Consider the following 22,384-nt stretch of genomic DNA (forward strand, 5'->3'; position numbering starts at 1 on the left):
CGCGATCCTCAGGAACGCTCGGGGCCGGGCGACACGTTGCCCCGTTGTCACCACGACGGAATACGCTGCCCCACGCCCGGACCCGGCCCGAAGCCGTACGCCCACGCCCATGCCCCCGCCCACGTCCACGTCCACGTCGTACACGTCCACGCCGTCAGGAGCACCGCCCATGACCACCGCCGCGACCCGCAGGAGCGATCGCCGCATCTCCCCCGTCTTCCTCGGGATCGCCGCGATCATGGCGGTCACCGGCTGGGCCGTCTGGACGGGCTTCGCCGCCAGCCCGGGCCTGTCGGTGTTCCTCTTCGTCACGTCCGCATGGATCGTGTCGCTCTGCCTGCACGAGTACGCGCACGCCCGCACCGCGCTGCACGGCGGCGACCTCACCATCGGCGCCAAGGGCTATCTGACGCTCAACCCGCTCAAGTACACGCACGCGCTGCTCAGCATCGTGCTCCCGGTCATCTTCGTGATCATGGGCGGCATCGGTCTGCCCGGCGGCGCCGTCTTCATCGAGCGCCACCGCATCCGGGGCCGCTGGAAGCACAGCCTGATCTCGGCCGCGGGCCCGCTGGCCAACGTCCTGTTCGCGGTCGTGTGCACGGCTCCGTTCTGGCTGGGCGCGCTCGACGGTGTACCGTTCGCGTTCCGCTTCGCCCTCGGCTTCCTGGCACTGCTCCAGGTGACGGCCGCGATCCTGAACTTCCTGCCGGTTCCGGGGCTGGACGGGTACGGGGTGATCGAGCCGTGGCTGTCGCACCGCGTGCGGCGTCAGGTGGAGCCGTTCGCGCCGTTCGGGCTGCTGGCCGTCTTCGGCATCCTGTTCATCCCCGAGGTGAACCACGCGTTCTTCGACGCGATCGACGCGGTGCTGCGCGGGCTCGGGGTGACCGAGGCGGAGACGTACTGCGGGCAGAACCTCTACCGCTTCTGGACCGATCCGAACCCGGTCTGCGACGCGGCCGTCAACCGCTAGCGGTCAGATCCCGCGGATCGTCAGGGGCGGCGGCCCGTCAAGCGGGGGCCGTCAGGGACCGCGGCCCGTCAGGCGCCGCGGGCCGTCAGGCGCCGCGGGCCGTCAGGCGCCGCGGCCCGTCAAGCGCGGGCCGTCAGGCGCCGCGGCCCGTCAAGCGCGGGCCGTCAGGCGCCGCGGCCCGTCAAGCGCGGGCCGTCAGGCGCCGCGGCCCGTCAAGCGGGGGCCGTCAGGCGCCGCGGGCCGTCAGGCGCCGCGGGCCGCCCTGCCGCGGCGGATGTAGTACACCGCCAGGTTCGACGACACACCCGCGAGCAGCACCCACACGATCCCCAGCCAGCTGCCCTGCACGAAGGAGACAACCGCCGCGGCGACGGCGAGCGCGCAGATGACGAGGGCGTAGAGGGCGAGGCGCGGCATGGGGGTCGGCTCCTGTCCGGTCACGGGTGTTCCGGACCAGTGTCCCCCATGCCGCTGTCCCCCATGCCGCCGAGGGCTCCGGACGGGCCTCAGACGTCGGTCACGCGCAGGCCCGCGTGCGCCTTGTAGCGCCGGTTCACCGAGATCAGGTTGGCGACCAGCGACTCGACCTGGTGCGCGCCCCGCAGCCGCCCGGCGAAGACGCCGCGCATGCCGGGGATCCGGCCCGCGAGCGCCTGCACGATGTCCGTGTCGGCGCGCGACTCGCCGAGCACCATCACATCGGTGTCGATCTCCTCGACCGCCTCGTCCTGGAGCAGCACGGCGGACAGGTGGTGGAACGCGGCGGTCACCCGGGCCCCGGGCAGCAGGGCGGCGGCCTGCTCGGCGGCGCTGCCCTCCTCCGGCTTCAGCGCGTAGGCGCCCTTCTTGTCGAAGCCGAGCGGGTTCACACAGTCGACGACGAGTTTTCCGGCGAGCTCGTCGCGCAGCGCCTCCAGGGTCTTGGCATGGCCCTCCCACGGCACGGCGACGATCACGACATCGCTGCGCCGGGCGCACTCGGCGTTCTCGGCGCCCTCGATGCCGAGGCCCAGTTCGGCGGCGGCGGTCTCGGCGCGCTCGGCCGCACGGGAGCCGATGATCACCTTCTGCCCGGCCCGGGCGAGCCGGTACGCGAGGCCGCGGCCCTGGTCACCGGTGCCGCCGAGGACGCCGACGACGAGACCGGAGACGTCGGGGAGGTCCCACGGGTCCTTCGCGGCAGCGGCGGCGGCAGCGGGCTTGGGGGCCTGGGCGGCAGTGTCTTCAGAGGTCATGTCCCGACCTTACTTCCGCCCCTGCGGGTGGGGTTCGGCAGACCCGCCCCCGCGGCGGCGGCCGGTGCGGCAGGATGCGGGGCCATGGATGCCGTACGTGTCGCACTGCTGCGGGAGGTACTGGCCGGGACGGCGTGGCCCGACGCGGCCCGCAGGTTCGCCGGGGCGCTGCGCTCGTCCGTCGTGCCGCAGGGCGGCGGGCTGCTGCTGGTGGGGACCGTGGAGTACGAGCCGTGGCATCTGGCCGCGCACCTCGTGGACGAGGCCGCCTGGTCCGGGCAGCCCGAGCTGGCGCCCACCCTGGTGCGCCACCGGGTACGGGACGGGGACCCGGTGCACCTGGCGGTCGGGCTCGGCCGGCTCGCGGCGGCCCGGCGCGGCGAGACGCTGCTGGTGGTGGCGCCGCGGCGGCCGGACGAGGGTCTCCTTGAGCGGGTGCACGACGCCCGGCGGTCCGGGGCGACGGTGCTGTCGCTGGACGGGGGCGACGCCGAGGTGCGGGGTCTCGCCCACGAGGCGCTGACGGTGGACGGCGCTGCGGAGGTCGACCTCGACACGGTGCAGCACCTGGTCAGCGCGGCGGCGGGCGAGAACACGCTGCCGGTCGCGCCGCGGGGGCCGCGGCGCTTCCGGGACCGCCTGTCGCGGCTCGCGGACCATCTGACGGCGCCACCGCCGGCGCGCTGGTAGGCGGCGCCCCCGTGGGGGCTTGCCGCGCCGGGTTCACCGAAAACCGGTTGTCGGTGGCGGGACCGGCGCCGAGCATGGGCGCTCGTGGGATCACGACTGCGCCGCGCGCTGCTGCCCGACCTCTCGCCCTGGCGCTCGTCGCCGGACTTCCGGCTGCTGTGGGTCCAGGGACTCGTCACGTACTTCAGCAGCTTCATGGCGATGGTGGCGCTGCCCCTGCAGATCAAGGAGCTGACCGGTTCGCCGTTCGCGGTCGGTGCCATGGGCGCCGTCGAGCTGGTGCCGCTGGTGGTCTTCGGGCTGTACGGCGGGGCGCTGGCCGACGCCGTGGACCGGCGCAAGGTGCTGCTGCTCAGCGAGGCCGGCCTGGGCGTGATGGCCGGCGTCCTGCTGGTCAACGCGATGCTGCCGGAGCCGCTGCTGTGGCCGCTCTATCTGGTCGCCGCCGGGGTGTCGGGGCTCGCCGGGCTCCAGCGTCCGGCGCTGGACTCGCTGCTTGCCCGGATCGTGCCGCACGACCAGCAGACCGCCGCGGCGGCGCTGAACGCGCTGCGCTGGCAGCTCGGCGCGATCGCCGGGCCCGCGCTGGCCGGTCTGGTCGTGGCGTACGCGGGCCATGCGACGGCGTACGCGACGACGGTCGCCGGGTTCGTCGTCTCGGTGCTGCTCTGCTCCCGCCTCGCCCCCGCGCCGCCCACGCAGGGCGTGGACAAGCCGTCGCTTCGGGGGATCGCGGAGGGCGCCCGGTACGCGTGGAGCCGGCCGGTGCTGCTCGGCACGTACGCCGTCGACCTGGCCGCGATGTTCTTCGCGTTCCCCAACACGATCTTCCCGTTCCTCGCGGACGAACTGGACGCGCAGTGGTCGCTGGGGCTGATGTACGCGGCGGGGACGGCAGGCTCCCTGCTGCTGAGCCTGACCAGCGGCTGGACCTCACGGGTGCGGCGCCACGGGCTGTTCGTGGTGTTCGGTGCCGCGGTCTGGGGGCTGGCGATCGCGGCGGCGGGCTGGTTCACCGACATCTGGCTGGTGCTGCTGTGCCTCGCGGTCGCGGGAGCGGGCGACATGCTCAGCGGCCTCGGCCGGGCCACGATCTGGAACCAGACGATCCCCGAGTCGCTGCGCGGCCGGCTCGCGGGCATCGAGGTGCTGTCGTACAGCGTGGGCCCGCAGCTGGGCCAGGTCCGCGCGGGCGCGGCGGCGGGCTGGACCGGCACCCGTGCGGCGTTCTGGAGCGGCGGCCTGGCCTGCGTGGCCTCGGTCGGGCTGCTGACCGCGGTGCTGCCGAAGCTCGTCACGTACGACGCGGAGACCGACGAGGACGCCCTGCGCCGCCGCGCCCAGAAGGAGGCGGCGGCCGGGCCCTGATCCACCGCGCCGGGCTCAGTCCTCCGTGTCCCCGCCTCGCTCCGTGTCCCCGCCTCGTGTCGCGTCGTGCCATCGGGGGTCGTTCTCCCACTCCAGGTTCCGCTCACGCGCCGTCTCCATCGCGTGCTCGGCCTCCGCGCGGGTGGCGTACGGGCCGAAGCGGTCCTTGGCGGGGCACTCGGGGCCCTCCTCGACCTTCTTGTGCTCCAGGCAGTAGTACCACTCACCCGGCTTGCCCACGGTGCGCTTCTTGAACAGGGCCATCGTCGGCTCCTTCCTCTGACGCCATGCTGCCCCACGGGGCCTCGATAGACTCGCCGCATGTCTGGCCAGTCACTGCTCGTACCAGGGGAGCTCTCTCCCACCCGCTCCGTCCCCGGAAACATCCGGCGCCCCGAATACGTCGGGAAGCCCGCGCCGACGCCGTACACCGGGCCGGAGATCCAGAACTCCGAGACGATCGAGAGCATGCGCATCGCCGGCCGTATCGCCGCACAGGCGATGGCGGAGGCGGCGAAGCTGATCGCGCCCGGGGTGACGACCGACGAACTGGACCGTGTGGCGCACGAGTTCATGTGCGACCACGGCGCGTACCCGTCGACGCTCGGCTACCGGGGCTTCCCGAAGTCGCTGTGCTCCTCGGTCAACGAGGTCATCTGCCACGGGATCCCCGACTCGACCGTGCTGCGCGACGGCGACATCGTGAACCTGGACGTCACCGCGTACATCAACGGTGTGCACGGCGACAACAACGCCACCTACCTCTGCGGTGACGTGGACGAGGAGTCGAAGCTCCTGGTCGAGCGGGTGCGGGAGGCGCTGAACCGGGCCGTCAAGGCGGTCAGGCCGGGCCGCCAGATCAATGTCATCGGGCGGGTCATCGAGTCGTACGCGAAGCGCTTCGGCTACGGCGTCGTGCGTGACTTCACCGGGCACGGCATCAATTCGTCGTTCCACTCGGGGCTGATCATCCCGCACTACGACAGCCCGCACGCGACGACCGTCATGCAGCCGGGGATGACCTTCACGATCGAGCCGATGCTGACGCTCGGCACGCACGAGTACGACATGTGGGACGACGGCTGGACCGTCGTGACGAAGGACCGGAAGCGGACCGCGCAGTTCGAGCACACGCTGGTGGTGACGGAGAGCGGGGCGGACATTCTCACGTTGCCCTGACGCGGATCGCGGGTAGCGTTTTTACCGACAGGTCGTCGGGAACCATTGACTTAGGTAAGCCTAAGTAGCAGGATCCTACTGGTTCCCCTCCCCATCGGTCCCGGTTCCCGGAGGTCCGCCTTGGACACGCTGGACACGCCCTTCTCGACCCTGATCCGCGTCGCGTCGCACGAGCAGCACACCGAGGCCGAAACCTCGACCTTCATGAGCGACCTGCTCGGGGGCCGGCTGGGCGTCGACGCCTACGCGCGCTACACGGAGCAGCTCTGGTTCGTGTACCGGGCGCTGGAGGACGCCGCCGACTCGCTCCGGGACGACCCCGTCGCCGGGCCCTTCATCCAGCCCGAGCTGTTCCGGACGCCCGAGCTGGAGCGCGACCTTGCGCATCTGCGGGGCGCGGACTGGCGCGACGGGCTGCGCCCGCTGCCCGCCACCACGGCGTACGCGGAGCGGGTGGCGGAATGCGCCCGCAGCTGGCCCGCGGGCTATGTGGCCCACCACTACACCCGGTATCTCGGCGACCTCTCCGGCGGGCAGATCATCCGCGACAAGGCCGAGCGGACCTGGGGCTTCGCCCGCAAGGGCGACGGCGTCCGGTTCTACGTCTTCGAGGGGATCGCCAACCCGGCGGCGTTCAAGCGGGGTTACCGGGAGCTGCTGGACCGGGTGAACGCGGACGACCTGGAGAAGCAGCGGATCATCGACGAGTGCAAGCGGGCCTTCGACTTCAACGGGGCCGTCTTCCGGGAGCTGGGGGCTGCCTGCGGTCCGGACAGGACGGGCCCGCTGAGCGCCTGAGCCCGCTCGCCCCTCTCACACGAGGCGCACTCACACGAGGCGTACGCGGCCGCCGACCTCGATCGTGCCGTCGGGGCCGGGGGCCGTGAGGATCTGCGACCCCCGGCCCTGGACGATGTTCAGGGCCCGGCCCAGCTGCGCGGTGAGCAGCAGCGCCGCCGCGCCGGTCGCCTCGTCCTCATCAATCCTGTCGCCGCGCCCCGGGAACCCCCGTGCCCGGATCCGCCCTCCGGCCTCGTCCTCCCAGGCCCAGGCATACCTCCACTCCCCCGGCGGCGGCACGTCGAGCTCCTCGACATCCGCCGCCGACGCGTACTGCCGCAGGGTGCGCGGCGGCGCCCACTCGGCGCGCGCGGTGATCCAGGTGAACTCGCCGTCCTGGCGCACCCACACCTCGCCCGCCGGCGGGTGCACGACCTCCAGATCGAGCAGCCAGGCGACGCCGACGAGCGGATGCCCGGCGAACGGCAGCCGTGCGCCCGGGGTGTGGATGTCGACGACGCCCCGCTCGGGGTCGTCCACGAACACGGTCTCGCTGAAGCCGAGTTCGCGGGCAAGGGCCCGCCGCGACGCCTGGTCCGGGTGGGCACGTCCGTCGCGTACGACGCCGAGCTCGTTGCCGTGGCGGCCGTCCGGGCCGCAGAAGACGCGCAGGACGTCGATGCCGTGGGGTGGTTCTGCACTCACGCGGGCATTCAAGCACCTCTTGACGGCGGGGAAGCGACGGGCAGGCGGCCGGAAGCGGCAGGGCCGCACCCGTGACCGTGGCGGTCGCGGGTGCGGCCCTGCCGCATGGGGTGCCGGGTCAGGACTGCGGGGCGGACTGCCTGCGGCGCACCGCGACGACCACGCCCGCACCGGCCGCGGCGACGGCGCCGGACGCGGCGAGGAGGGCGCCCGCGGGGAGTTCGGAGCCCGTCGAGGCCAGGCTGCCGCCGCCGGCGGAGCCGCCGACCGTACCGCCGCCGGTGGTGGTACCGGTGGTGCCTCCGGTGCTGCCGCCGGAGGACGAGCCGCCGGTGCCACCGCCGGTCGATCCACCGGTGCCGCCGGGCAGTTCGGCGTCCTCGTCGAGGGCGACGGACAGGGACACCTTGTCGAGCTCGGTGCCCGCCTCGTAGAAGCCGGCGAACGCCTGCGCGCCGTCGGCCGTCAGGCTGGCCGGGACGTCGCTCAGAGTCACGACGCCGTCCTTCGCGCTGAGCTTGCCGTCCGGCAGGTCCAGCGAGGCGAGGGGAAGGTCCTCGAAGGTGGAGACCTTGTGGGTCTCGCGGTCCTTGCTGGACACGTCGGCGACGAGAGTGCCCTTGCCGTTCTTCACCTGGGTCTGCAGACCGCTGAGCTTCAGGTCCAGCACGTAGGTGCCGTCGGCCTCCTTGTGACCGAGGAAGCGGACCGAGCCGTCGAACTCCGCCGAGAGGTTCTGCTTGCCGGCGTCGAACGAGCCGCCGGCCTTGGTGAAGCGGTAGATCTCGCCGTTCCTGACGGCGCCGTCGGCGAGTTCGACCTTGCCGCCGGCGATCGGGCCGACCACGTAGGTACGGAAGGACTCCTTGAGGCCCCAGTCGAGGTTGCCGTCGACGATCGTGCCGTCGGCGGGCGCGGACGGGGTGGTGGACGGGTCGTCCGTCGGCGACGGGGACGAGGACGGACTGCCGGTCGGCGACGGCGAGGACGAGGGACTGCCCGTGGGCGACGGGGACGAGGACGGGCTCCCGGTCGGTGACGGGGAGGGAGCGGCCGCCTTGACCGAGAGCGTCGCCGGGTCGAGCGCGGTGCCCGCCTGGTAGAAGCCGGCGAACGCCTCGGCGCCGTCGGCGGTCAGCTTGGCCGGGATGTTCGCGAGTACCGTCGCACCGCCCTCGCCCTGCCCCGGCGCGATGCCCGTGAGGTCGAGGTCCGCGATCACGGCGTCGTCCTTGGTGACGACCGTGCCGTCCATCTTCTTGCTCGTGAAGTCGGCGGTGACGGTGCCCGCGGTGGCTCCGGTGGCGACCTTGATGTCTCCCACCTTCACGTCCAGGACGCCGCCGTGGCCGAGGCAGTGGACGCTGCCCTTGAAGGCCGTCTCGGAGGCGTGCGTGGCGGTGTCGTAGGTGCCCTTGCCACCGGTGAAGGTGAAGACGCCGTTGCCCGCGGCCTGCGTGGCACCGTCCGCGACGCTGACGGAGCCGTGGGCGATGGGACCGGCGACGTACTTGCGGAAGGACTCCTTGAGGCCCCAGTCGAGCGTGCCGTCGACGATCTCCAGCTTCGGCGCGGCGGCCGGGGCCGCGGCGGAGCCGGCGGCGAGGGCCGGGAGGGCGGCGAATCCGGTGGCGCCGAGGGCGACCGCGGTCGCTATGACGGCACCGAGTGCGACGGGGCGGCGTACTACTGCCATGGTCGGGGGTCTCCTTGTTCCTGATACGGGGGTGGCGTGGGGGGATCAGTTCTCGTCGCCGGCGGCGACGGCCGGGTCGGGGCCGTCGGACGCGGGCGGAGAACCAGCGGTGTTCGCGCGGCGGCGCCGCAGGGCGACGTAGACCGCGGCGGCCGCGATGACGAGCAGCGCCGCGCCGGCCGCCGTGTACGTCCCCGCGAGGGAGGACGTCCCGGACGGGGCGGCGGCGTCCGTCTGCCCGGTGGGGTCTGCGGAGGGCTTGTCCGCCGTCGGCGACGCGGACGCGGTGGGCTCGCTGCCCAGGTCGGGCAGGGCCGGCAGGTGCGCCTTGGCGTCGACGGCGACGGCGAGCGAGATCGGGTCCATCTCCGTGCCCGCCCTGTAGAGGGAGTTGAAGGCCGTGGAGCCGCCTTCGGTCAGGGTCGCCGGGGCCTCGGTGAGCCGTGCGAGACCGCCCTTGGGCGCGAAGTCCCCGGCCACGAAGGTGATCAGGGGCACGGCCTTGGTGGTGGCACCCCCGGAGGTGACGTCGGCGCTCAGGGTGCCTTTGCCCTTCTCGACGCGGACGGAGACCTTGCCGAGGGTCAGGTCGAGGTCCTTGCCGGTGAAGCGCACACTGCCCGCGAAGTCGGCGTCGAGGGTCTGCTTCTCCGGGTCGTAGGAGCCCTTGCCCCGGGGGAAGCGGAACAGCGCGCCGCCGTCCTCGGCGCCGTCGGCGAGGGTCCACTTACCCTGCGCGATGGAGCCGGTGACGTACTCGCGGAAGGTGCGCCGCACGCCCCAGTCGACGGCCGCGTCACGGAACGCGCCCGGGCCCTTCTTCGCGTCCTTCCCGTCCTTCCCGCCCGCGTCGGCCGACGCGGAGGCGGAGGGCGTGGCGGAAGGGGTCCGCGTGGCGGCCGCGACGTCGACGGAGAGGCTCACCGGGTCGAGCGGGGTGCCGGCCGTGTAGTAGCCGGCGAAGGCGGTGGCGCCCTGGGCGGTCAGCGTCGCGGGCACGCCGGCCAGGGAGACCGGGCTGCCGCCGCCGCGCATGTCGATGCCGGAGAGGTCCAGATCGGCGAACGCGACCTGGTTGTAGGTCGTGAGTTTGCCGGTGCCCTTGGCCTTGCTGACCATGTCGACGTGGACCGTGCCCCGTCCGCCGGAGATCCGGACGGTGGGGCGGCTGATGCTCAGGTCGAGCTGGTGCGTGCCGTCGGGCTTCTTGTGGCCGGTGAAGTGGACGCCGCCGGAGAAGCCGGAGCGGAACGCGCCGGTCCCCGGGTCGTACGAGCCCGTGGCCGAGTGGAAGCGGAACTGGCTGCCGCCCACCGTCGCGGCCCCGCCCGTCAGACGCCAACTCCCGTTGGCTATGGGCCCGGTGATGTAGCTCTGGAACGAGGCTTTGATGCCCCAGTCGAGCCTGCCGCCCTGCACCGTCCGGCTCTCCGCGTGGGCCGCGGTGACGGGCAGCAGGGCGCCGGCGAGCGCCGCGAGAAGCATCACGGCGAAGGCGCGGACCGGTCTGAAGGGCAGCATGAGGTCACTCCGGACGAGAAGGAAAGCACAGGCCGAACCAGGCCCGGGACCTGGAAAGTAAAGTAAGGCTAACCTAAGCTACTCCCAGCCTGTGCCGGAACCCTTCCTCCACAGGAACCTCGAACGATTCGCACACGGTCAACCGCGAATCACCTCACACAGCATGCCGGAGGGTCATATCCGGCATCAGGGACAGACAGGATGGTCCACTCCGTGCGCACTTCACGCCTGGCAGGTGCACTCGTCTCCGTGCTCGCACTCGCCCTGACGGCCACCGGCTGCGGCGGAGGCGGCTCGGCGGACGCGCCGAAGCAGACACAGAAGCAGAGGGCAAGCGGGGCAGCCGCCCCCAACCGGCTCGAACCGCTGGGCTCCGCGCCCGAGCCGGCGATGCCGGTCACCGTGGACTCCGCGGACGGCCGGAAGGTCACCGTCACCTCGGCCGACCGGATCGTGCCGCTCACCGGTTCGCTCAACGAGATCGTCTTCACCCTCGGGCTCGGGGACCGGGTGGTCGCCCGCGACATCACCGCCACGTTCGAACAGGCCGCGAAGCTGCCGGTGGTGACGCGCGCGCACGACGTCTCCGCCGAGAGCGTGCTCTCGCTGCGGCCCGGCATCGTCCTCGCCGAGACCACCACCGGCCCGGCCGAGGCGATCGGCCAGATACGCGACGCGGGCATCCCGCTCGTCGTGGTCGAGCCGGCGAAGAGCCTCGACGATGTCGGCCGGCGCATCGACCGGGTCGCGCAGATCCTCGGCGTCAAGGCCGCGGGCGCGGAGCTGAAGAAGCGTACGGAGGCCCGGATCGCCGCCGTCCAGAAGACGATCCCGGCCCGTGCGGGCCGGGAGCCGCGCGTGGCCTTCCTCTACGTACGCGGCTCGGCGGCCGTCTATCTGATCGGCGGAGCGCAGTCCGGCGCCGTCTCCCTGCTGGAGGCCGCCGGAGCGGTGGACGCGGGCAAGGAGTCGGGCCTCGACAAGGACTTCACGCCCATCACCAGCGAAGCCCTCGCCAAGGCGGCGCCCGATGCCATTCTCGTGATGACGAAGGGGCTCCAGTCCGTGGGCGGCGTGGACGGCCTGGTGGAGATCCCGGGCGTCGCCCAGACCCCGGCGGGCATGAACCGGCGCATCGTCTCGGTGGAGGACGGGGTGCTCCTCAACTACGGTCCGCGCACCGATCAGGTCCTCTCCGAGATCGTGTACCAGCTCTACGCGGACGGAAGCGACGCATGACCACCACGCCCGCGCGCCCGACGCCCGCGTCGGCGTCCGCCCCCGCTCCCGGCACCGGCACCGATCCCGGCTCCGACCCGGACACGGCAACCGCCCCGGATCCCAGCTCCGTGCCCGACTCCGGCTCCGTGCCCGACTCCGGCCCCGACTCCGTGCCCATCTCCGACTCCGACTCCGTGCCCGGCCACGGCCCGGACACCGCAACCGCCCCCGATCCCGGCTCCCGCTCCGTGCCCGGCCCCGACTCCGGCCCCGACACCGGCTCCGGCTCCGGCTCCGGCTCCGCAACCGGCCCCGATCCCAGCTCCCTGCCCGGCTCCGGCCCCGACTCCGACACCGGCTCCGGCTCCGCAACCGGCCCCGGCCGGACGGCCGTTCGTGTGACGCCGACCGGCCACGGCCCGGACACCGCAGCCGCCCCCGATCCCAGCTCCCTGCCCGGCTCCGGCCCCGGCTCCCGCTCCGTGCCCGGCTCCCGCTCCGTGCCCGGCTCCCGCTCCGTGCCCGGCTCCCGCTCCGTGCCCGGCTCCGGCTCCGGCTCCGGCTCCGACACCGCAACCGGCCCCGGCCGGACGGCCGTTCGTGTGACGCCGACCGGCCCTGTGACACCGGCAGCCCTCGTGACGCCGGCCGGTCCCGGATCCGCCGCGGGCGAACCCGCGGCGGTGCCCGCGGTGCCGGCCCCGAGGGACTCGGTGCCCGGCAAGGACACCGATCGTGCCGCCGACGGCGGCCGGCGCAGCACCGCATGGCTGCTGACGGCCGGGCTGCTGATCGCGCTCGGCGTCGCCTGCCTGCTCTCGGCCGGCATCGGCGCGTACCGGATCCCCCTGGACGACATCCTCGCCTCCGTGGGAAACCGGCTCGGGCTCGGCGGCCACGCCCTCGACCGGGTCGGCGAGAGCGTCCTGTGGAACGTCCGCCTCCCGCGGGTCGTCCTCGCCCTGGTCGTCGGCGCCTCGCTCGGTTGCGCGGGCGCACTGATGCAGGGGGTGTTCGGCAACCCGCTGGCCGAGCCCGGCGTCATCGGGATCTCCTCGGGCGCGGCCGTCGGAGCGGTCGCCGCGATCGCGCTCGGGCTGAGCTTCTTCGGCAACTGGACCATCACCGTCTGCGCGTTCGTCGCCGGACTGGTGACCGTACTGCTCGTCTACGCGCTCTCCCGCTCGGGCGGCCGGGCCGAGGTCGTCACCCTGATCCTCACGGGCATCGCCGTCAACGCCTTCGCCGGTGCCCTGATCGGCCTGTTCATCTTCTTCGCGGACAACGCGCAGATCACCCAGATCACCTTCTGGCAGCTCGGCTCGCTGGCGCAGGCCACCTGGCCGAAGGTGCTGGCGGTCCTGCCGCCCGCCGCGATCGGGCTGCTCGTCGCACCGCTGTACGCGCGCAAGCTGGACCTGCTCGCGCTCGGCGAACGACCCGCCCGCCACCTGGGCGTGGACGTGGGGCGGCTGCGCCTGGTGCTGATCCTGGTGGTCGCCCTGCTCACCGCCGCGGCCGTCGCGGTGGCGGGCATCATCACATTCGTGGGCCTGCTGGTCCCGCACCTGCTGCGGATGGCCAACGGCCCCGGCCACCGCTTCCTGGTGCCGGGCAGCGCGCTCGGCGGCGCCCTGGTCCTGGTCGTGGGCGACCTCGCGGCCCGCACGACGGCAGCGCCTGCGGAGCTCCCGCTCGGCGTCCTGACGGCGCTCTTCGGCAGCCCGTTCTTCTTCTGGCTCCTGCGCCGCACACGCCGCCGCCAGGGCGGCTGGGCGTGATGTCGTGAACCCGGTGGACCAAGGCGGTTACGCATGATCAAGTCACTACTTCCCCGGCGTGGCCGGGAGTTGCCCGCCCGCCCCGCCCCCGGTGAGGTGCTCGCCGAGGCGCGAGGGCTGTCTGTGCGGCTGGGGGAGCGGGAGGTACTGCGGGGCGTGGGGCTCACCGCCCGCGCCGGCGAGGTCGTCGCGCTCGTGGGGCCCAACGGGGCCGGCAAGTCCACGTTGCTCGCCGCCGTGGCCGCGGACACGGCGCCGGCGGCGGGCGAGGTGCGGATCGGCCCTCGCGCCGCGTCCGCCTGGTCCGCACGCGAGCTGGCGCTGCGGCGCGCCGTCCTTCCGCAGGCCGCCGCGCTGTCGTTCCCGTTCACCGTCGCCGAGGTCGTGCGGATGGGGCGCGCCCCGTGGGCGGGCACCGTCCGTGAGGACGAGGACGACGCGGCGGTCGCCGAGGCCATGGCGGCGACGGAGGTCGACGCCTTCGCCGCGCGGCCGTTCTCCGCGCTGTCCGGCGGCGAACGGGCCCGCGTCGCGCTCGCCCGCGTACTGGCCCAGCGCACGCCGCTGCTGCTGCTCGACGAGCCGACCGCCGCGCTGGACCTGCGCCACCAGGAGCTGGTGCTGCGGGTGTGCCGCGATCGGGCGGCCGCGGGCGACGGGGTCGTCGTCGTCCTGCACGACCTGGGCCTCGCCGCGGCGTACGCGCACCGGGTGGCCGTGCTCCACGCCGGACGGGTCGCCGCCGAGGGCGCCCCGGGCGAGGTGTTCCGCGACGGGCTGCTCAGCGAGGTGTACCGGCAGCCGGTCGAGGTGCTGCCCCATCCGCGGACCGGCGCGCCGCTCATCGTGCCCAAACGGGATCGCTTGACCTCTACTTGACCTGCCCGAGGGCTGGTCATGGCCGACCCGTGACCGCCCCGTTTCCCCCGGCCGATGCTGAGATGCGAATCACTGGACGGCGGGGTACCGGCCAGGTAAGGCTCGGTTAAGTTAGGTCCGCCTCACCGCCACCCCCCTCCTCTTCGTGGAGCCCGTATGCGACCCGTCCGTCTCTCCGTCGTCACCGCCGCGGCCGCCGTGACTGCCCTGACCGCCGTCACCGGCTGCGCCGAGAAGGGCGACGCCAAGGGCGGCCACGGTGCGATCGCCGTCACCGCGAAGGACGACGCCTGCGAGGTGTCCGCCGAGGAGTTCCCCGCCGGGCACGTCCAGTTGGACATCGAGAACAAGGGCTCCAAGGTCACCGAGGTCTACATCCTCTTCCCGGACGACCGCATCGTCACCGAGCGCGAGAACATCGGCCCCGGCACCAGGGCGAGCCTCACCGCCGAGGTGAAGGCCGGTGACTACACGATCGCCTGCAAGCCGGGCATGACCGGCGAGGGCATCCGCCGGCCGGTCAAGGCCACCGGCGGCACCGTCGCCAAGCGCTCCCCGGAGATGGACAGGGCGGTCGCCGCGTACCGCACGTACGTCCAGCAGCAGGCCGACGAGACGCTGCCGAAGGTGAAGGTGTTCACCGACGCGGTGCGCGCCGGCGACATCGAGGCGGCGAAGAAGGCGTACGCCGACTCCCGCATCGGCTGGGAGCGCACCGAGCCGGTCGCCGAGTCGTTCGGCGACATCGACCCCAGGGTCGACCTCCGCGAGGACGGCGTCGCCGACCTGGAACCGGGCCAGGAGTGGACGGGCTGGCACCGCCTGGAGAAGGCGCTGTGGCAGGACGGGAAGCTCGGGCCGCAGACGACGGAGTTCGCGGACACACTCGACAAGGACCTCGCCGACTGGGTCAGGAAGGTCGGCACCGCCGAGATCACACCGACCTCGATGGCGAACGGCGCCAAGGAGCTCCTCGACGAGGTCGCCACCGGCAAGGTCACGGGTGAGGAGGAGCGCTACTCCCACACCGACCTGGTCGACTTCAAGGCGAACGTCGAGGGCGCGCAGAAGTCGTACGAGCTGCTGAAGCCGGTCGCGGTGAAGAACGACGCGGCGCTCGTCGCCGAGCTGGACAAGCAGTTCGCCGCACTGAACACGCTGCTCGACAAGTACCGCACGGACAAGGCGAGTTACGTCTTCACCTCGTACGACAAGGTCGCCGAGCCGCAGCGCAAGGAGCTGTCCGACGGGGTGAACGCGCTCGCGGAGCCGCTGTCGAAGCTCGCCGCGGCCGTCGTCAAGTAGTGAGCGGGAAAGGCAAGATTGCGATGCCCGACGAGACGACCGCCGGCACACCAGCACCGGGGAGACACACGCCTCCCGGCGCGGATCAGCCGCCCGCAGCGCAGCGCACGGAGCAAGCCCTATCCACACCGGGCGCCGCGCAGCCGACCGCCGCGCGCACCGACACGCCCCGGCCCGAGACGACCCGGCCCGATGCGGCACGGCCCGATGGGGCCCAGCCCCATGCGATGCAGCCGGACCGCGCGCGCCCCTCGCGGCGCGCGCTCCTCGGCTGGGGCGGCGCCGGGCTCGCACTCGGCGCCGCCGCGGCCGGCGGAGCGGTGGCCGCGGTGACCGGCGGCGGGGAGGCGACCGCGCCCGCCGCCGCGAGCGGCGCTGCGGTGCCGTTCCACGGGACGCACCAGGCCGGTGTCGCCACTGCCGTGCAGGACCGGCTGCACTTCGCGTCGTTCGACGTGAGGAGCGGCGACCGCGCCGAGCTGGTCCGGCTGCTGAAGGACTGGACGCGTGCCGCCGAGCGGATGACGGCCGGTCAGGCGGTCGGCGAGGGCGCCTACGGCGGTCTTGCCGAGGCCCCGCCGGACGACACCGGCGAGGCACTCGGCCTCAAGCCGTCCCGTCTCACCCTCACCGTCGGCTTCGGGCCCTCCCTCTTCGACGCCCGCTTCGGGCTGCGCGAGCGCAGGCCGGCGGCGCTGGTCGAGCTGCCCAAGTTCAGGGGCGACAACCTCGATCCGGCGCGCAGCGGCGGTGATCTGTGCGTCCAGGCGTGCGCGGACGACCCGCAGGTGGCCGTGCACGCGATCCGCAACCTCGCCCGCATCGGCTTCGGCAGGGTCGCGGTCCGCTGGTCGCAGCTCGGCTTCGGCAAGACGTCGTCGACGACGCCCGAGGAGCAGACGCCGCGCAACATGATGGGCTTCAAGGACGGCACCCGGAACATCTCCGGCACCGACGCCGCCGCCCTGGACGAGCACGTGTGGGTGTCCGGGAAGGACGGCCCGGCCTGGCTGACGGGCGGCTCGTACCTCGTGGCGCGGCGGATCCGGATGAACATCGAGACCTGGGACCGCACGCCGCTCCAGGAGCAGGAGGACATCTTCGGGCGCGACAAGGGCGAGGGTGCCCCCGTGGGCAGGGCGAGGGAGCGCGACGAGCCGTTCCTGCCCGCCATGCTGCCGACGGCGCACGTACGCCTCGCCCACCCCGACTCCAACGGCGGGGCGCGGATGCTGCGGCGCGGCTACTCGTTCACGGACGGCACGGACGGTCTCGGCCGGCTCGACGCGGGCCTGTTCTTCCTCGCCTACCAGCGGGACGTCGCCAAGGGCTTCGTGCCGGTGCAGCGGAGTCTCGCCGCGAGCGACGTCCTCAACGAATACATCCAGCACGTGGGTTCGGCGCTGTACGCGATCCCGCCGGGCGTCCGGGACGAGGACGACTGGTGGGGGCGGGCGCTGTTCTCGTGAGCGGCGTTGTTCTCGTGAGCGGAAGGAACCCTCTGTGTTCGGCAACTATCTGATCGGCCTGCGCGAGGGCCTGGAGGCCGGTCTGGTCGTCTGCATCCTCGTCGCGTACCTCGTGAAGACGGACCGCCGGGACGCCCTGAAACCGGTCTGGACCGGGGTCGGGGTGGCCTGCGCCGTGTCGCTCGCGTTCGGCGCGGCCCTTGAATTCGGCTCCCAGGAGCTGACGTTCGAGGCGCAGGAGCTGCTCGGCGGCTCCCTGTCGATCGTCGCGGTCGGCCTGGTGACCTGGATGGTCTTCTGGATGCGGCGTACCGCGCGGCATCTGAAGGCCGAACTCCACGGCAAACTGGACGCCGCGCTGCGGATGGGCACGGGTGCGCTGGTCGTCACGGCCTTCCTGGCGGTGGGCCGTGAGGGCCTGGAGACGGCGCTGTTCGTCTGGGCGTCGGTACGGGCCGCCACGGACGCGAGCGGCTCGTCGGGGCCGCTGACCGGGGTCCTGCTGGGGATCGCTTCCGCGGCGCTGCTGAGCTGGCTGTTCTACCGGGGCGCGCTGCGGATCAACCTGTCGAGGTTCTTCACCTGGACGGGCGGGATGCTGGTCGTCGTTGCCGCGGGTGTCCTCGCGTACGGCGTCCACGACCTCCAGGAGGCCCGTTTCCTGGGCGGTTTGGCGGACAAGGCGTTCGACATCAGCGCGACGATCCCGCCGGACAGCTGGTACGGGACGCTGCTGAAGGGCGTGTTCAACTTCCAGCCGAACCCGACCGTGCTCCAGGTCACGGTGTGGGCGCTGTATCTGGTCCCCGTACTCGCCCTGTTCCTTGCCCCGGTAGGGTTCGGACGGTCAGTGGGGGTCGAGGAGCAGAAGGCGCAGAAGGCAACCGATGAGCAGGCTGGATCGGGCGAGGCTGGGTCGGACGGCGACGGGGCTCGCGGCGGTGACGGTGCTGTCGCTGACGGCGAGCGGGTGCGTGACGGTTCACGGCGAGCTGGAAGTCGTACCGGCGGCGACGAAGAGTGAGGCCGCGCAGGCCCTGAAGGACTTCACCGACGCGTACAACAAGGCGGACAAGGCATACGATCCGGCGCTCGACGCGGGCCGGGTCACGGGCGCGCTCGGCGCGATCAACCAGGCGGGCCTGAAGGCGCGCAGCATCACGACGCCGGGCGGCAATCCGCAGCACCGGCCGCTGGAGCTGACGGACGCGGCGTTCCACGTGCCGAAGAAGGCGGGCTGGCCGCGGTGGTTCGTCGCGGACACCGACAGCAACCGCGACGTCGACGGCGGAGCGCAGGACAGCCGCTGGCTGATGGTGTTCGTCAGGAACGGCAACGACCAGCTGTGGGAGGCCGCGTACCTGGCGATCCTGACGCCGGACGAGGTGCCCGTGTTCCGCACGGACAAGGACGGCTGGGTGGAGCCGGTGCCCCCGGACTCGGCCGCGACGGCGGTCGCGCCGCGGAACCTGAGCGAGGAGTACGTCTCGTACCTCCAGCGCGGCAAGCCGGACCACTTCGCCGCGGGCGTGCACACGAGCGGCTGGCGCGAGGAGCGCAGGCAGAGCGAGCGGCGGCCCGGCCTGTCCACGCAGTACGTCGACCAGCCGCTGGACACCGGTGACTTCGCGCCGCTGGGGCTGGTCACGGAGGACGGCGGTGCGCTGGTGTTCTTCTCGATGCGCTACTTCGACCGGCAGACGGCGGCTGCGGGCTACCGGCCGAAGGTCAGCCCGGACGTGCGAGCGCTGATGACCGGCGAGGTGAAGAACACGCTCACGAAGGAGTGGGTGTCGAGCCAGGCCGTCAAGCTGGCGCCGAGCGGGGCGTCGGGGCCCGCGGTGACGGTCGTGGGGCGGCTCCAGGGCGTGACGTCGGCGGAGGGCTCGTAGTCCCGCCGCGAGGGCCCCGCCTGTCCTCGCTGTTCCGTGCTGTTCCGTCGCGTCAGCGGTCCTGAGCGTCAGCGGTCCTGAGCGTCAGCGGTCCTGAGCGTCAGCGGTCCTGAGCGTCAGCGGTCCTGAGCGTCAGCGGTCCTGAGCGTCAGCGGTGCAGGGGCCAGGCCGGGCTGTGGTGTCCGTGCTCGTGGTCACCGGTCTCGTCCGCGTACTTGGCGCACGCGTCGGCCAGCGCCTCCAGCAGCGTCAGCGGGTCCGGCAGCGGATGCTCGGGGCCGCGCACCCAGTCGACCGTGAGGCCGTCGGGCAGGCGCGCGGGCGGTACGAGGACGTAGCTGCCGCGGCTGTGCCAGCCGAGGCCCGGATGCTCGTCCGTCGTCTCGGGGTGGCAGTCCAGCTCGCAGGGCCACCACTCGTCCTCGTCCTCGGGCGTGCCGCGGGTGGCGGTGAAGAACAGCATCCGGTCGCCGCCCGACTCGGTCACCGGGCCGACGTCGACGCCCTCGGCGAGCAGCCGCTCCAGCGCCGCGCGCCCGGCCTCCAGCGGTACGTCGAGGACGTCGTGGACCATGCCGGTGGCGGTGACGAAGTTCGCCTCGGGCTCGTCCTCCGCCCAGCGCTGGATCGTGCCGGGGTCGGTCGAGCACTGCGTCTGCCAGGCGAAGGAGACGGGGTGCCGGGCGGGGGTGGGACAGCCGATGCGCTCGCAGGAGCAGCTGAAGCCGGCGGGGTACGCGGCGGGCGCGAGCGGCAGTCCGGCGGCGGCGGTGGCCAGCAGCAGGGCCAGGCGGTGGTCCGCGCCGTCCCCGTCGTCCTCGCGGGGGCGCCTGCGCAGCCACTGCGGCAGCAGGCTCTCCCAGGACGTCCTGCTCTCCGCGTCCGCGCCGCGATTACGGCCGATACCGTCGCCCATCTATCCCCTCACACGTGTGTCGCGCCCCCGGGCCACGCGGCGGAGCCGCATGTCGATACTGCTGCCATCGTCCCACCATCCCCCACGTCGTGTGGCCGCACCCCCCGATCGTGTGGTCACTCCCTGGGCGCGAGGCCGTGCAGTGCGTACTCGACGACCTTGTCGGCGTACTCGTGGGTGAGCGGCAGGGTGCGCAGCAGCCAGCGGTGGGCGAGCGGGCCGACGAAGAGCTCCAGGGCGATGCGCGGGTCGATGCCGGCGCGTACGTGCCCGGCGGCCCGGGCGGCGTCCAGCCTGCGGACGTACAGCTGGAGGGAGGGTTCGAGGAGGCGCTCGACGAACTGCGCGGCGAGGGCGGGGTCGCTGACGCTCTCGGCGGCGAGGGCGCGGGCGGGGGCGTCGTAGACGGGCGAGTTCAGCTCGTCGACGGTGGCGCGCAGGACCAGCTTGAGGTCGGCCTCCAGGTCGCCGGTGTCGGGGAGGTCGGGTTCGCCCCGAGCCGCCTGCTCGGCGCGGTCGAGGAAGGCGTCGAGGAGGACCGCGGCCTTGGAGGGCCACCAGCGGTAGATGGTCTGCTTGCCCACGCCCGCGCGGGCGGCGATGCCCTCGATGGTCGTCCGGGTGTAGCCCGCCTCGCCGACGAGGTCGAGGGCGGCGTCGTAGATGGCGCGGCGGGAGCGTTCGCTGCGGCGGGAGGCGTCGGGCGGCCTGGTCTCTGCCATGGGATCAACCTAGCAGCGACGTGACGCTACGTATCGTCTCGCTGTACTGCCGGCGTATGTGTGATGAACCACCCGTTCGGATCACAGCGCGGGGGCTCCGCAGGCCGCACCATGGGCTGGACGCACAGACCGTGCGCCACTGCCGCTCGTGAGGAGCCCGCATTGCCTCGTGACGCCCGTTCCCGCCGCTACCTCATGTGCCCACCCACGCACTTCGAGGTGACGTACTCCATCAACCCCTGGATGGACCCCGGGAAGCCCGTCGACCTGTCGCTGGCGCTCGCCCAGTGGGAGACGCTGCGCGACCGCTACCGCGCGCTCGGCCACACCGTGGAACTGCTGGAACCGCGGGCGGACCTGCCCGACATGGTCTACGCCGCGAACGGCGCGACCGTCGTGGACGGGCGCGTGCTCGGGGCGCGCTTCGCCCACCGCGAGCGGGAGGCGGAGGCGGAGGCCCACCTGGAGTGGTTCCGCGCGAACGGCTTCACCGAGATCCACGAGCCGGTGCACATCAACGAGGGCGAGGGCGACTTCGCGGTGACCTCGACGTACGTGCTGGCGGGGCAGGGCTTCCGGTCGAGCCCGCTGTCGCACGACGAGGCGCAGGAGTTCTTCGGACGGCCGGTGATCGGGCTGGAGCTGGTGGACCCGCGCTACTACCACCTGGACACGGCGCTGTCCGTCCTCGACGCCGAGACGGACGAGATCATGTACTACCCCGGCGCCTTCTCCCCCGGCAGCCGCGCGGTCCTCGCCCGCCTCTTCCCCGACGCCCTCATCGCCCGCGAGGCGGACGCGGCGGCGCTCGGCCTGAACGCGGTCAGCGACGGACGCCACGTCCTGCTCCCGCAGGCGGCGGTGGGCCTCTTCGGCCCGCTGCGGGCCCGTGACTTCGAGCCGGTGGGCGTCGACCTGAGCGAGCTCCTCAAGGGCGGCGGCAGCGTCAAGTGCTGCACCCAGGAGCTCCGCCCCTGAACCGCGGGGGGGGTACTCCGTACCCCCCGCACCCCCCGGACGATCGTGTCAGGCCCCCGGGGGCCACTCGTCGCCCCAGGACGTGTCCCGTGCCGCGCGGTAGTCCGGGCCGTGGCGCTTCGTCACCGTGGTCCGATGGAGGGTCTCGTCGGCGGAGCAGAGGTCCAGGAGGACCTGGCCCTTGCGGATCTGGGGTTTGCGGGTGACCCGGGACGGCGCCGGAGCGGCCGGGAAGCGGGTCGCGGCGACGTAGCTGAACTTCTCGTCCTCGTACGCCAGCGAGCCGCCCTTCACCCGCCGGTGCAGCGACGACCGGCTCACCCGCGCCGCGAAGTGGCACCAGTCCGTACCCGGCACGATCGGGCACGCCTCGCTGTGCGGGCAGGGCGCGGCGACGCGCAGGCCCGCCGCGATCAGGCGGTCGCGGGCAGCGATGATCCGCTCGTATCCGTCGGGGGTGCCGGGTTCGACGACCAGGACCGCCCGGCCCGCCGCCGCGGCGCGCGAGACGAGCTCCTCGCGGTCCGCCTCGGTGAGCTCCTTGAGGACATACGAGATCGTGATCAGGTCCGCCGGTTCGAGCTCCAGGCCCTTGCCGATCCGTGCCCGACGCCACTGCGCCGCCCGCAGCGCGGGCGAATCCGCGCCTGCCGCGAGCTCCCGCCCCAGCGCCAGCGCGGGCTCCGCCCAGTCCAGCACCGTCGTGCGGTGGCCGCCCTCCGGCCACGCGTCGGCGACCGCCCAGCTCGCCGCGCCCGTGCCGCCGCCGATGTCGGTGTGCGTCGAGGGCACCCATGCCGGGGCCGCGGCCCGCAGCGCCGCGAGTGCGGACCGTACCGCCTCGAAGGTCGCGGGCATCCGGTACGCCGCGTACGCGGCGACGTCCGCCCGGTCCCGCAGCACCGGTGCGTCCGTCGGTGTGTCCCCCCGGTAGCTGGCGATGAGCCGGTCCACGGCCTGGGCGGCGCGGTTCGGCGGGAGCCCGTCGAGGAGTCCGGCGAGGGCTTCGGGGAGGGTGGCGTTCACCGGCGAATTCTAGGCCGGAAACCGCCGTGCGGCAGTCCGCCCTCC

General features: G+C 73.1%; 22 protein-coding genes. 13 read left to right on the forward strand and 9 right to left on the reverse strand.

The window, feature by feature from the left end:
- Positions 1–169 precede the first annotated feature (169 nt).
- Positions 170–976, forward strand: a complete 807-nt coding sequence (locus KK483_RS09210) for a site-2 protease family protein (RefSeq protein WP_262004727.1) — start codon at positions 170–172, stop codon at positions 974–976.
- A 243-nt stretch (positions 977–1,219) separates the two neighbouring features.
- On the opposite strand, the gene KK483_RS09215 is transcribed toward KK483_RS09210, so the two are convergent.
- Both KK483_RS09215 and npdG read right to left on the reverse strand, forming a co-directional pair.
- Positions 1,220–1,393: a hypothetical protein gene (locus KK483_RS09215; protein ID WP_262004728.1), complete on the reverse strand. Its 174-nt coding sequence runs from the start codon at positions 1,391–1,393 to the stop codon at positions 1,220–1,222.
- Between the two features lie 89 nt (positions 1,394–1,482).
- Positions 1,483–2,211 carry an NADPH-dependent F420 reductase gene (npdG, locus tag KK483_RS09220; protein WP_262004729.1) on the reverse strand — a complete coding sequence of 243 codons (729 nt, stop codon included), beginning with the start codon at positions 2,209–2,211 and terminating at the stop codon, positions 1,483–1,485.
- A gap of 84 nt (positions 2,212–2,295) precedes the next feature.
- Here npdG and KK483_RS09225 point away from each other — a divergent pair, with 84 nt between their 5' ends.
- Positions 2,296–2,901, forward strand: a complete 606-nt coding sequence (locus KK483_RS09225; protein WP_262004730.1) for a hypothetical protein — start codon at positions 2,296–2,298, stop codon at positions 2,899–2,901.
- Between the two features lie 84 nt (positions 2,902–2,985).
- Entirely contained in the window at positions 2,986–4,269 is a 1,284-nt protein-coding gene (locus KK483_RS09230; RefSeq protein WP_262004731.1) for an MFS transporter, read from the forward strand.
- Between the two features lie 15 nt (positions 4,270–4,284).
- Here the strand turns inward: KK483_RS09230 and KK483_RS09235 are convergent, their stop codons facing one another.
- Positions 4,285–4,533, reverse strand: a complete 249-nt coding sequence (locus tag KK483_RS09235) for a hypothetical protein (protein ID WP_262004732.1) — start codon at positions 4,531–4,533, stop codon at positions 4,285–4,287.
- A gap of 57 nt (positions 4,534–4,590) precedes the next feature.
- Here KK483_RS09235 and map point away from each other — a divergent pair, with 57 nt between their 5' ends.
- Both map and KK483_RS09245 read left to right on the forward strand, forming a co-directional pair.
- Positions 4,591–5,448 (forward strand): type I methionyl aminopeptidase, encoded by an 858-nt coding sequence (gene map, locus KK483_RS09240; protein WP_262004733.1) that lies wholly within the window; start codon positions 4,591–4,593, stop codon positions 5,446–5,448.
- A 129-nt stretch (positions 5,449–5,577) separates the two neighbouring features.
- Entirely contained in the window at positions 5,578–6,246 is a 669-nt protein-coding gene (locus KK483_RS09245; protein WP_262009408.1) for a heme oxygenase (biliverdin-producing), read from the forward strand.
- Between the two features lie 30 nt (positions 6,247–6,276).
- Here KK483_RS09245 and KK483_RS09250 read toward each other — a convergent pair whose 3' ends face one another.
- From KK483_RS09250 to KK483_RS09260, 3 genes are all read right to left on the reverse strand, one after another.
- Positions 6,277–6,933: a PhzF family phenazine biosynthesis protein gene (locus tag KK483_RS09250; RefSeq protein WP_262004734.1), complete on the reverse strand. Its 657-nt coding sequence runs from the start codon at positions 6,931–6,933 to the stop codon at positions 6,277–6,279.
- A gap of 118 nt (positions 6,934–7,051) precedes the next feature.
- The gene (locus tag KK483_RS09255; protein WP_262004735.1) at positions 7,052–8,629 is read right to left on the reverse strand and encodes an HtaA domain-containing protein; all 1,578 of its coding nucleotides are present in this window, start codon (positions 8,627–8,629) and stop codon (positions 7,052–7,054) included.
- A 45-nt stretch (positions 8,630–8,674) separates the two neighbouring features.
- Positions 8,675–10,150 carry an HtaA domain-containing protein gene (locus tag KK483_RS09260; protein WP_262004736.1) on the reverse strand — a complete coding sequence of 492 codons (1,476 nt, stop codon included), beginning with the start codon at positions 10,148–10,150 and terminating at the stop codon, positions 8,675–8,677.
- Positions 10,151–10,351: 201 nt separating this feature from the next.
- Between KK483_RS09260 and KK483_RS09265 the strand changes: the two genes are divergently transcribed.
- The 7 genes from KK483_RS09265 to KK483_RS09295 all read left to right on the forward strand — a co-directional run bounded on the left by KK483_RS09265 (position 10,352) and on the right by KK483_RS09295 (position 18,697).
- Positions 10,352–11,389, forward strand: coding sequence for a hemin ABC transporter substrate-binding protein (locus KK483_RS09265; RefSeq protein WP_399013771.1), 1,038 nt, complete (start codon positions 10,352–10,354; stop codon positions 11,387–11,389).
- Positions 11,390–12,084: 695 nt separating this feature from the next.
- Positions 12,085–13,152 carry an iron ABC transporter permease gene (locus tag KK483_RS09270; protein WP_262009409.1) on the forward strand — a complete coding sequence of 356 codons (1,068 nt, stop codon included), beginning with the start codon at positions 12,085–12,087 and terminating at the stop codon, positions 13,150–13,152.
- A gap of 33 nt (positions 13,153–13,185) precedes the next feature.
- Positions 13,186–14,031 (forward strand): heme ABC transporter ATP-binding protein, encoded by an 846-nt coding sequence (locus KK483_RS09275; protein ID WP_262004738.1) that lies wholly within the window; start codon positions 13,186–13,188, stop codon positions 14,029–14,031.
- A gap of 156 nt (positions 14,032–14,187) precedes the next feature.
- Entirely contained in the window at positions 14,188–15,336 is a 1,149-nt protein-coding gene (gene efeO, locus KK483_RS09280) for an iron uptake system protein EfeO (protein ID WP_262004739.1), read from the forward strand.
- Positions 15,337–15,563: 227 nt separating this feature from the next.
- A complete protein-coding gene (efeB, locus tag KK483_RS09285) occupies positions 15,564–16,805 on the forward strand; it encodes an iron uptake transporter deferrochelatase/peroxidase subunit (RefSeq protein ID WP_262004740.1) in 1,242 nt (413 codons plus the stop codon).
- A gap of 34 nt (positions 16,806–16,839) precedes the next feature.
- Entirely contained in the window at positions 16,840–17,829 is a 990-nt protein-coding gene (gene efeU / locus KK483_RS09290; protein ID WP_262004741.1) for an iron uptake transporter permease EfeU, read from the forward strand.
- Positions 17,747–18,697, forward strand: coding sequence for a hypothetical protein (locus KK483_RS09295; protein ID WP_262009411.1), 951 nt, complete (start codon positions 17,747–17,749; stop codon positions 18,695–18,697). The genes efeU and KK483_RS09295 overlap by 83 nt, the downstream gene beginning before the upstream one ends.
- 148 nt (positions 18,698–18,845) lie before the next feature.
- Here KK483_RS09295 and KK483_RS09300 read toward each other — a convergent pair whose 3' ends face one another.
- Positions 18,846–19,613 carry a bifunctional DNA primase/polymerase gene (locus KK483_RS09300; protein WP_262004742.1) on the reverse strand — a complete coding sequence of 256 codons (768 nt, stop codon included), beginning with the start codon at positions 19,611–19,613 and terminating at the stop codon, positions 18,846–18,848.
- A gap of 116 nt (positions 19,614–19,729) precedes the next feature.
- Positions 19,730–20,335 (reverse strand): TetR/AcrR family transcriptional regulator, encoded by a 606-nt coding sequence (locus KK483_RS09305; RefSeq protein WP_262004743.1) that lies wholly within the window; start codon positions 20,333–20,335, stop codon positions 19,730–19,732.
- Positions 20,336–20,446: 111 nt separating this feature from the next.
- Here KK483_RS09305 and ddaH point away from each other — a divergent pair, with 111 nt between their 5' ends.
- Positions 20,447–21,313, forward strand: a complete 867-nt coding sequence (gene ddaH, locus KK483_RS09310) for a dimethylargininase (RefSeq protein WP_399013775.1) — start codon at positions 20,447–20,449, stop codon at positions 21,311–21,313.
- A 48-nt stretch (positions 21,314–21,361) separates the two neighbouring features.
- On the opposite strand, the gene KK483_RS09315 is transcribed toward ddaH, so the two are convergent.
- Entirely contained in the window at positions 21,362–22,339 is a 978-nt protein-coding gene (locus tag KK483_RS09315; RefSeq protein WP_262004745.1) for a small ribosomal subunit Rsm22 family protein, read from the reverse strand.
- Positions 22,340–22,384: the final 45 nt, after the last annotated feature.

Source organism: Streptomyces sp. FIT100 (genome assembly GCF_024584805.1).
GTDB lineage: Bacteria > Actinomycetota > Actinomycetes > Streptomycetales > Streptomycetaceae > Streptomyces.

What these genes read in the sequence shown, in the direction of transcription:
- KK483_RS09210 (WP_262004727.1), top strand. Translation starts at nt 170, where the DNA reads ATGACCACCGCCGCGACCCGCAGGAGCGATCGCCGCATCTCCCCCGTC.
- KK483_RS09215 (WP_262004728.1), bottom strand. Translation starts at nt 1,393, where the DNA reads ATGCCGCGCCTCGCCCTCTACGCCCTCGTCATCTGCGCGCTCGCCGTC.
- npdG (WP_262004729.1), bottom strand. Translation starts at nt 2,211, where the DNA reads ATGACCTCTGAAGACACTGCCGCCCAGGCCCCCAAGCCCGCTGCCGCC.
- KK483_RS09225 (WP_262004730.1), top strand. Translation starts at nt 2,296, where the DNA reads ATGGATGCCGTACGTGTCGCACTGCTGCGGGAGGTACTGGCCGGGACG.
- KK483_RS09235 (WP_262004732.1), bottom strand. Translation starts at nt 4,533, where the DNA reads ATGGCCCTGTTCAAGAAGCGCACCGTGGGCAAGCCGGGTGAGTGGTAC.
- map (WP_262004733.1), top strand. Translation starts at nt 4,591, where the DNA reads ATGTCTGGCCAGTCACTGCTCGTACCAGGGGAGCTCTCTCCCACCCGC.
- KK483_RS09255 (WP_262004735.1), bottom strand. Translation starts at nt 8,629, where the DNA reads ATGGCAGTAGTACGCCGCCCCGTCGCACTCGGTGCCGTCATAGCGACC.
- KK483_RS09260 (WP_262004736.1), bottom strand. Translation starts at nt 10,150, where the DNA reads ATGCTGCCCTTCAGACCGGTCCGCGCCTTCGCCGTGATGCTTCTCGCG.
- KK483_RS09265 (WP_399013771.1), top strand. Translation starts at nt 10,352, where the DNA reads ATGGTCCACTCCGTGCGCACTTCACGCCTGGCAGGTGCACTCGTCTCC.
- KK483_RS09275 (WP_262004738.1), top strand. Translation starts at nt 13,186, where the DNA reads ATGATCAAGTCACTACTTCCCCGGCGTGGCCGGGAGTTGCCCGCCCGC.
- efeO (WP_262004739.1), top strand. Translation starts at nt 14,188, where the DNA reads ATGCGACCCGTCCGTCTCTCCGTCGTCACCGCCGCGGCCGCCGTGACT.
- efeB (WP_262004740.1), top strand. Translation starts at nt 15,564, where the DNA reads ATGCAGCCGGACCGCGCGCGCCCCTCGCGGCGCGCGCTCCTCGGCTGG.
- KK483_RS09300 (WP_262004742.1), bottom strand. Translation starts at nt 19,613, where the DNA reads ATGGGCGACGGTATCGGCCGTAATCGCGGCGCGGACGCGGAGAGCAGG.
- KK483_RS09305 (WP_262004743.1), bottom strand. Translation starts at nt 20,335, where the DNA reads ATGGCAGAGACCAGGCCGCCCGACGCCTCCCGCCGCAGCGAACGCTCC.
- ddaH (WP_399013775.1), top strand. Translation starts at nt 20,447, where the DNA reads ATGGGCTGGACGCACAGACCGTGCGCCACTGCCGCTCGTGAGGAGCCC.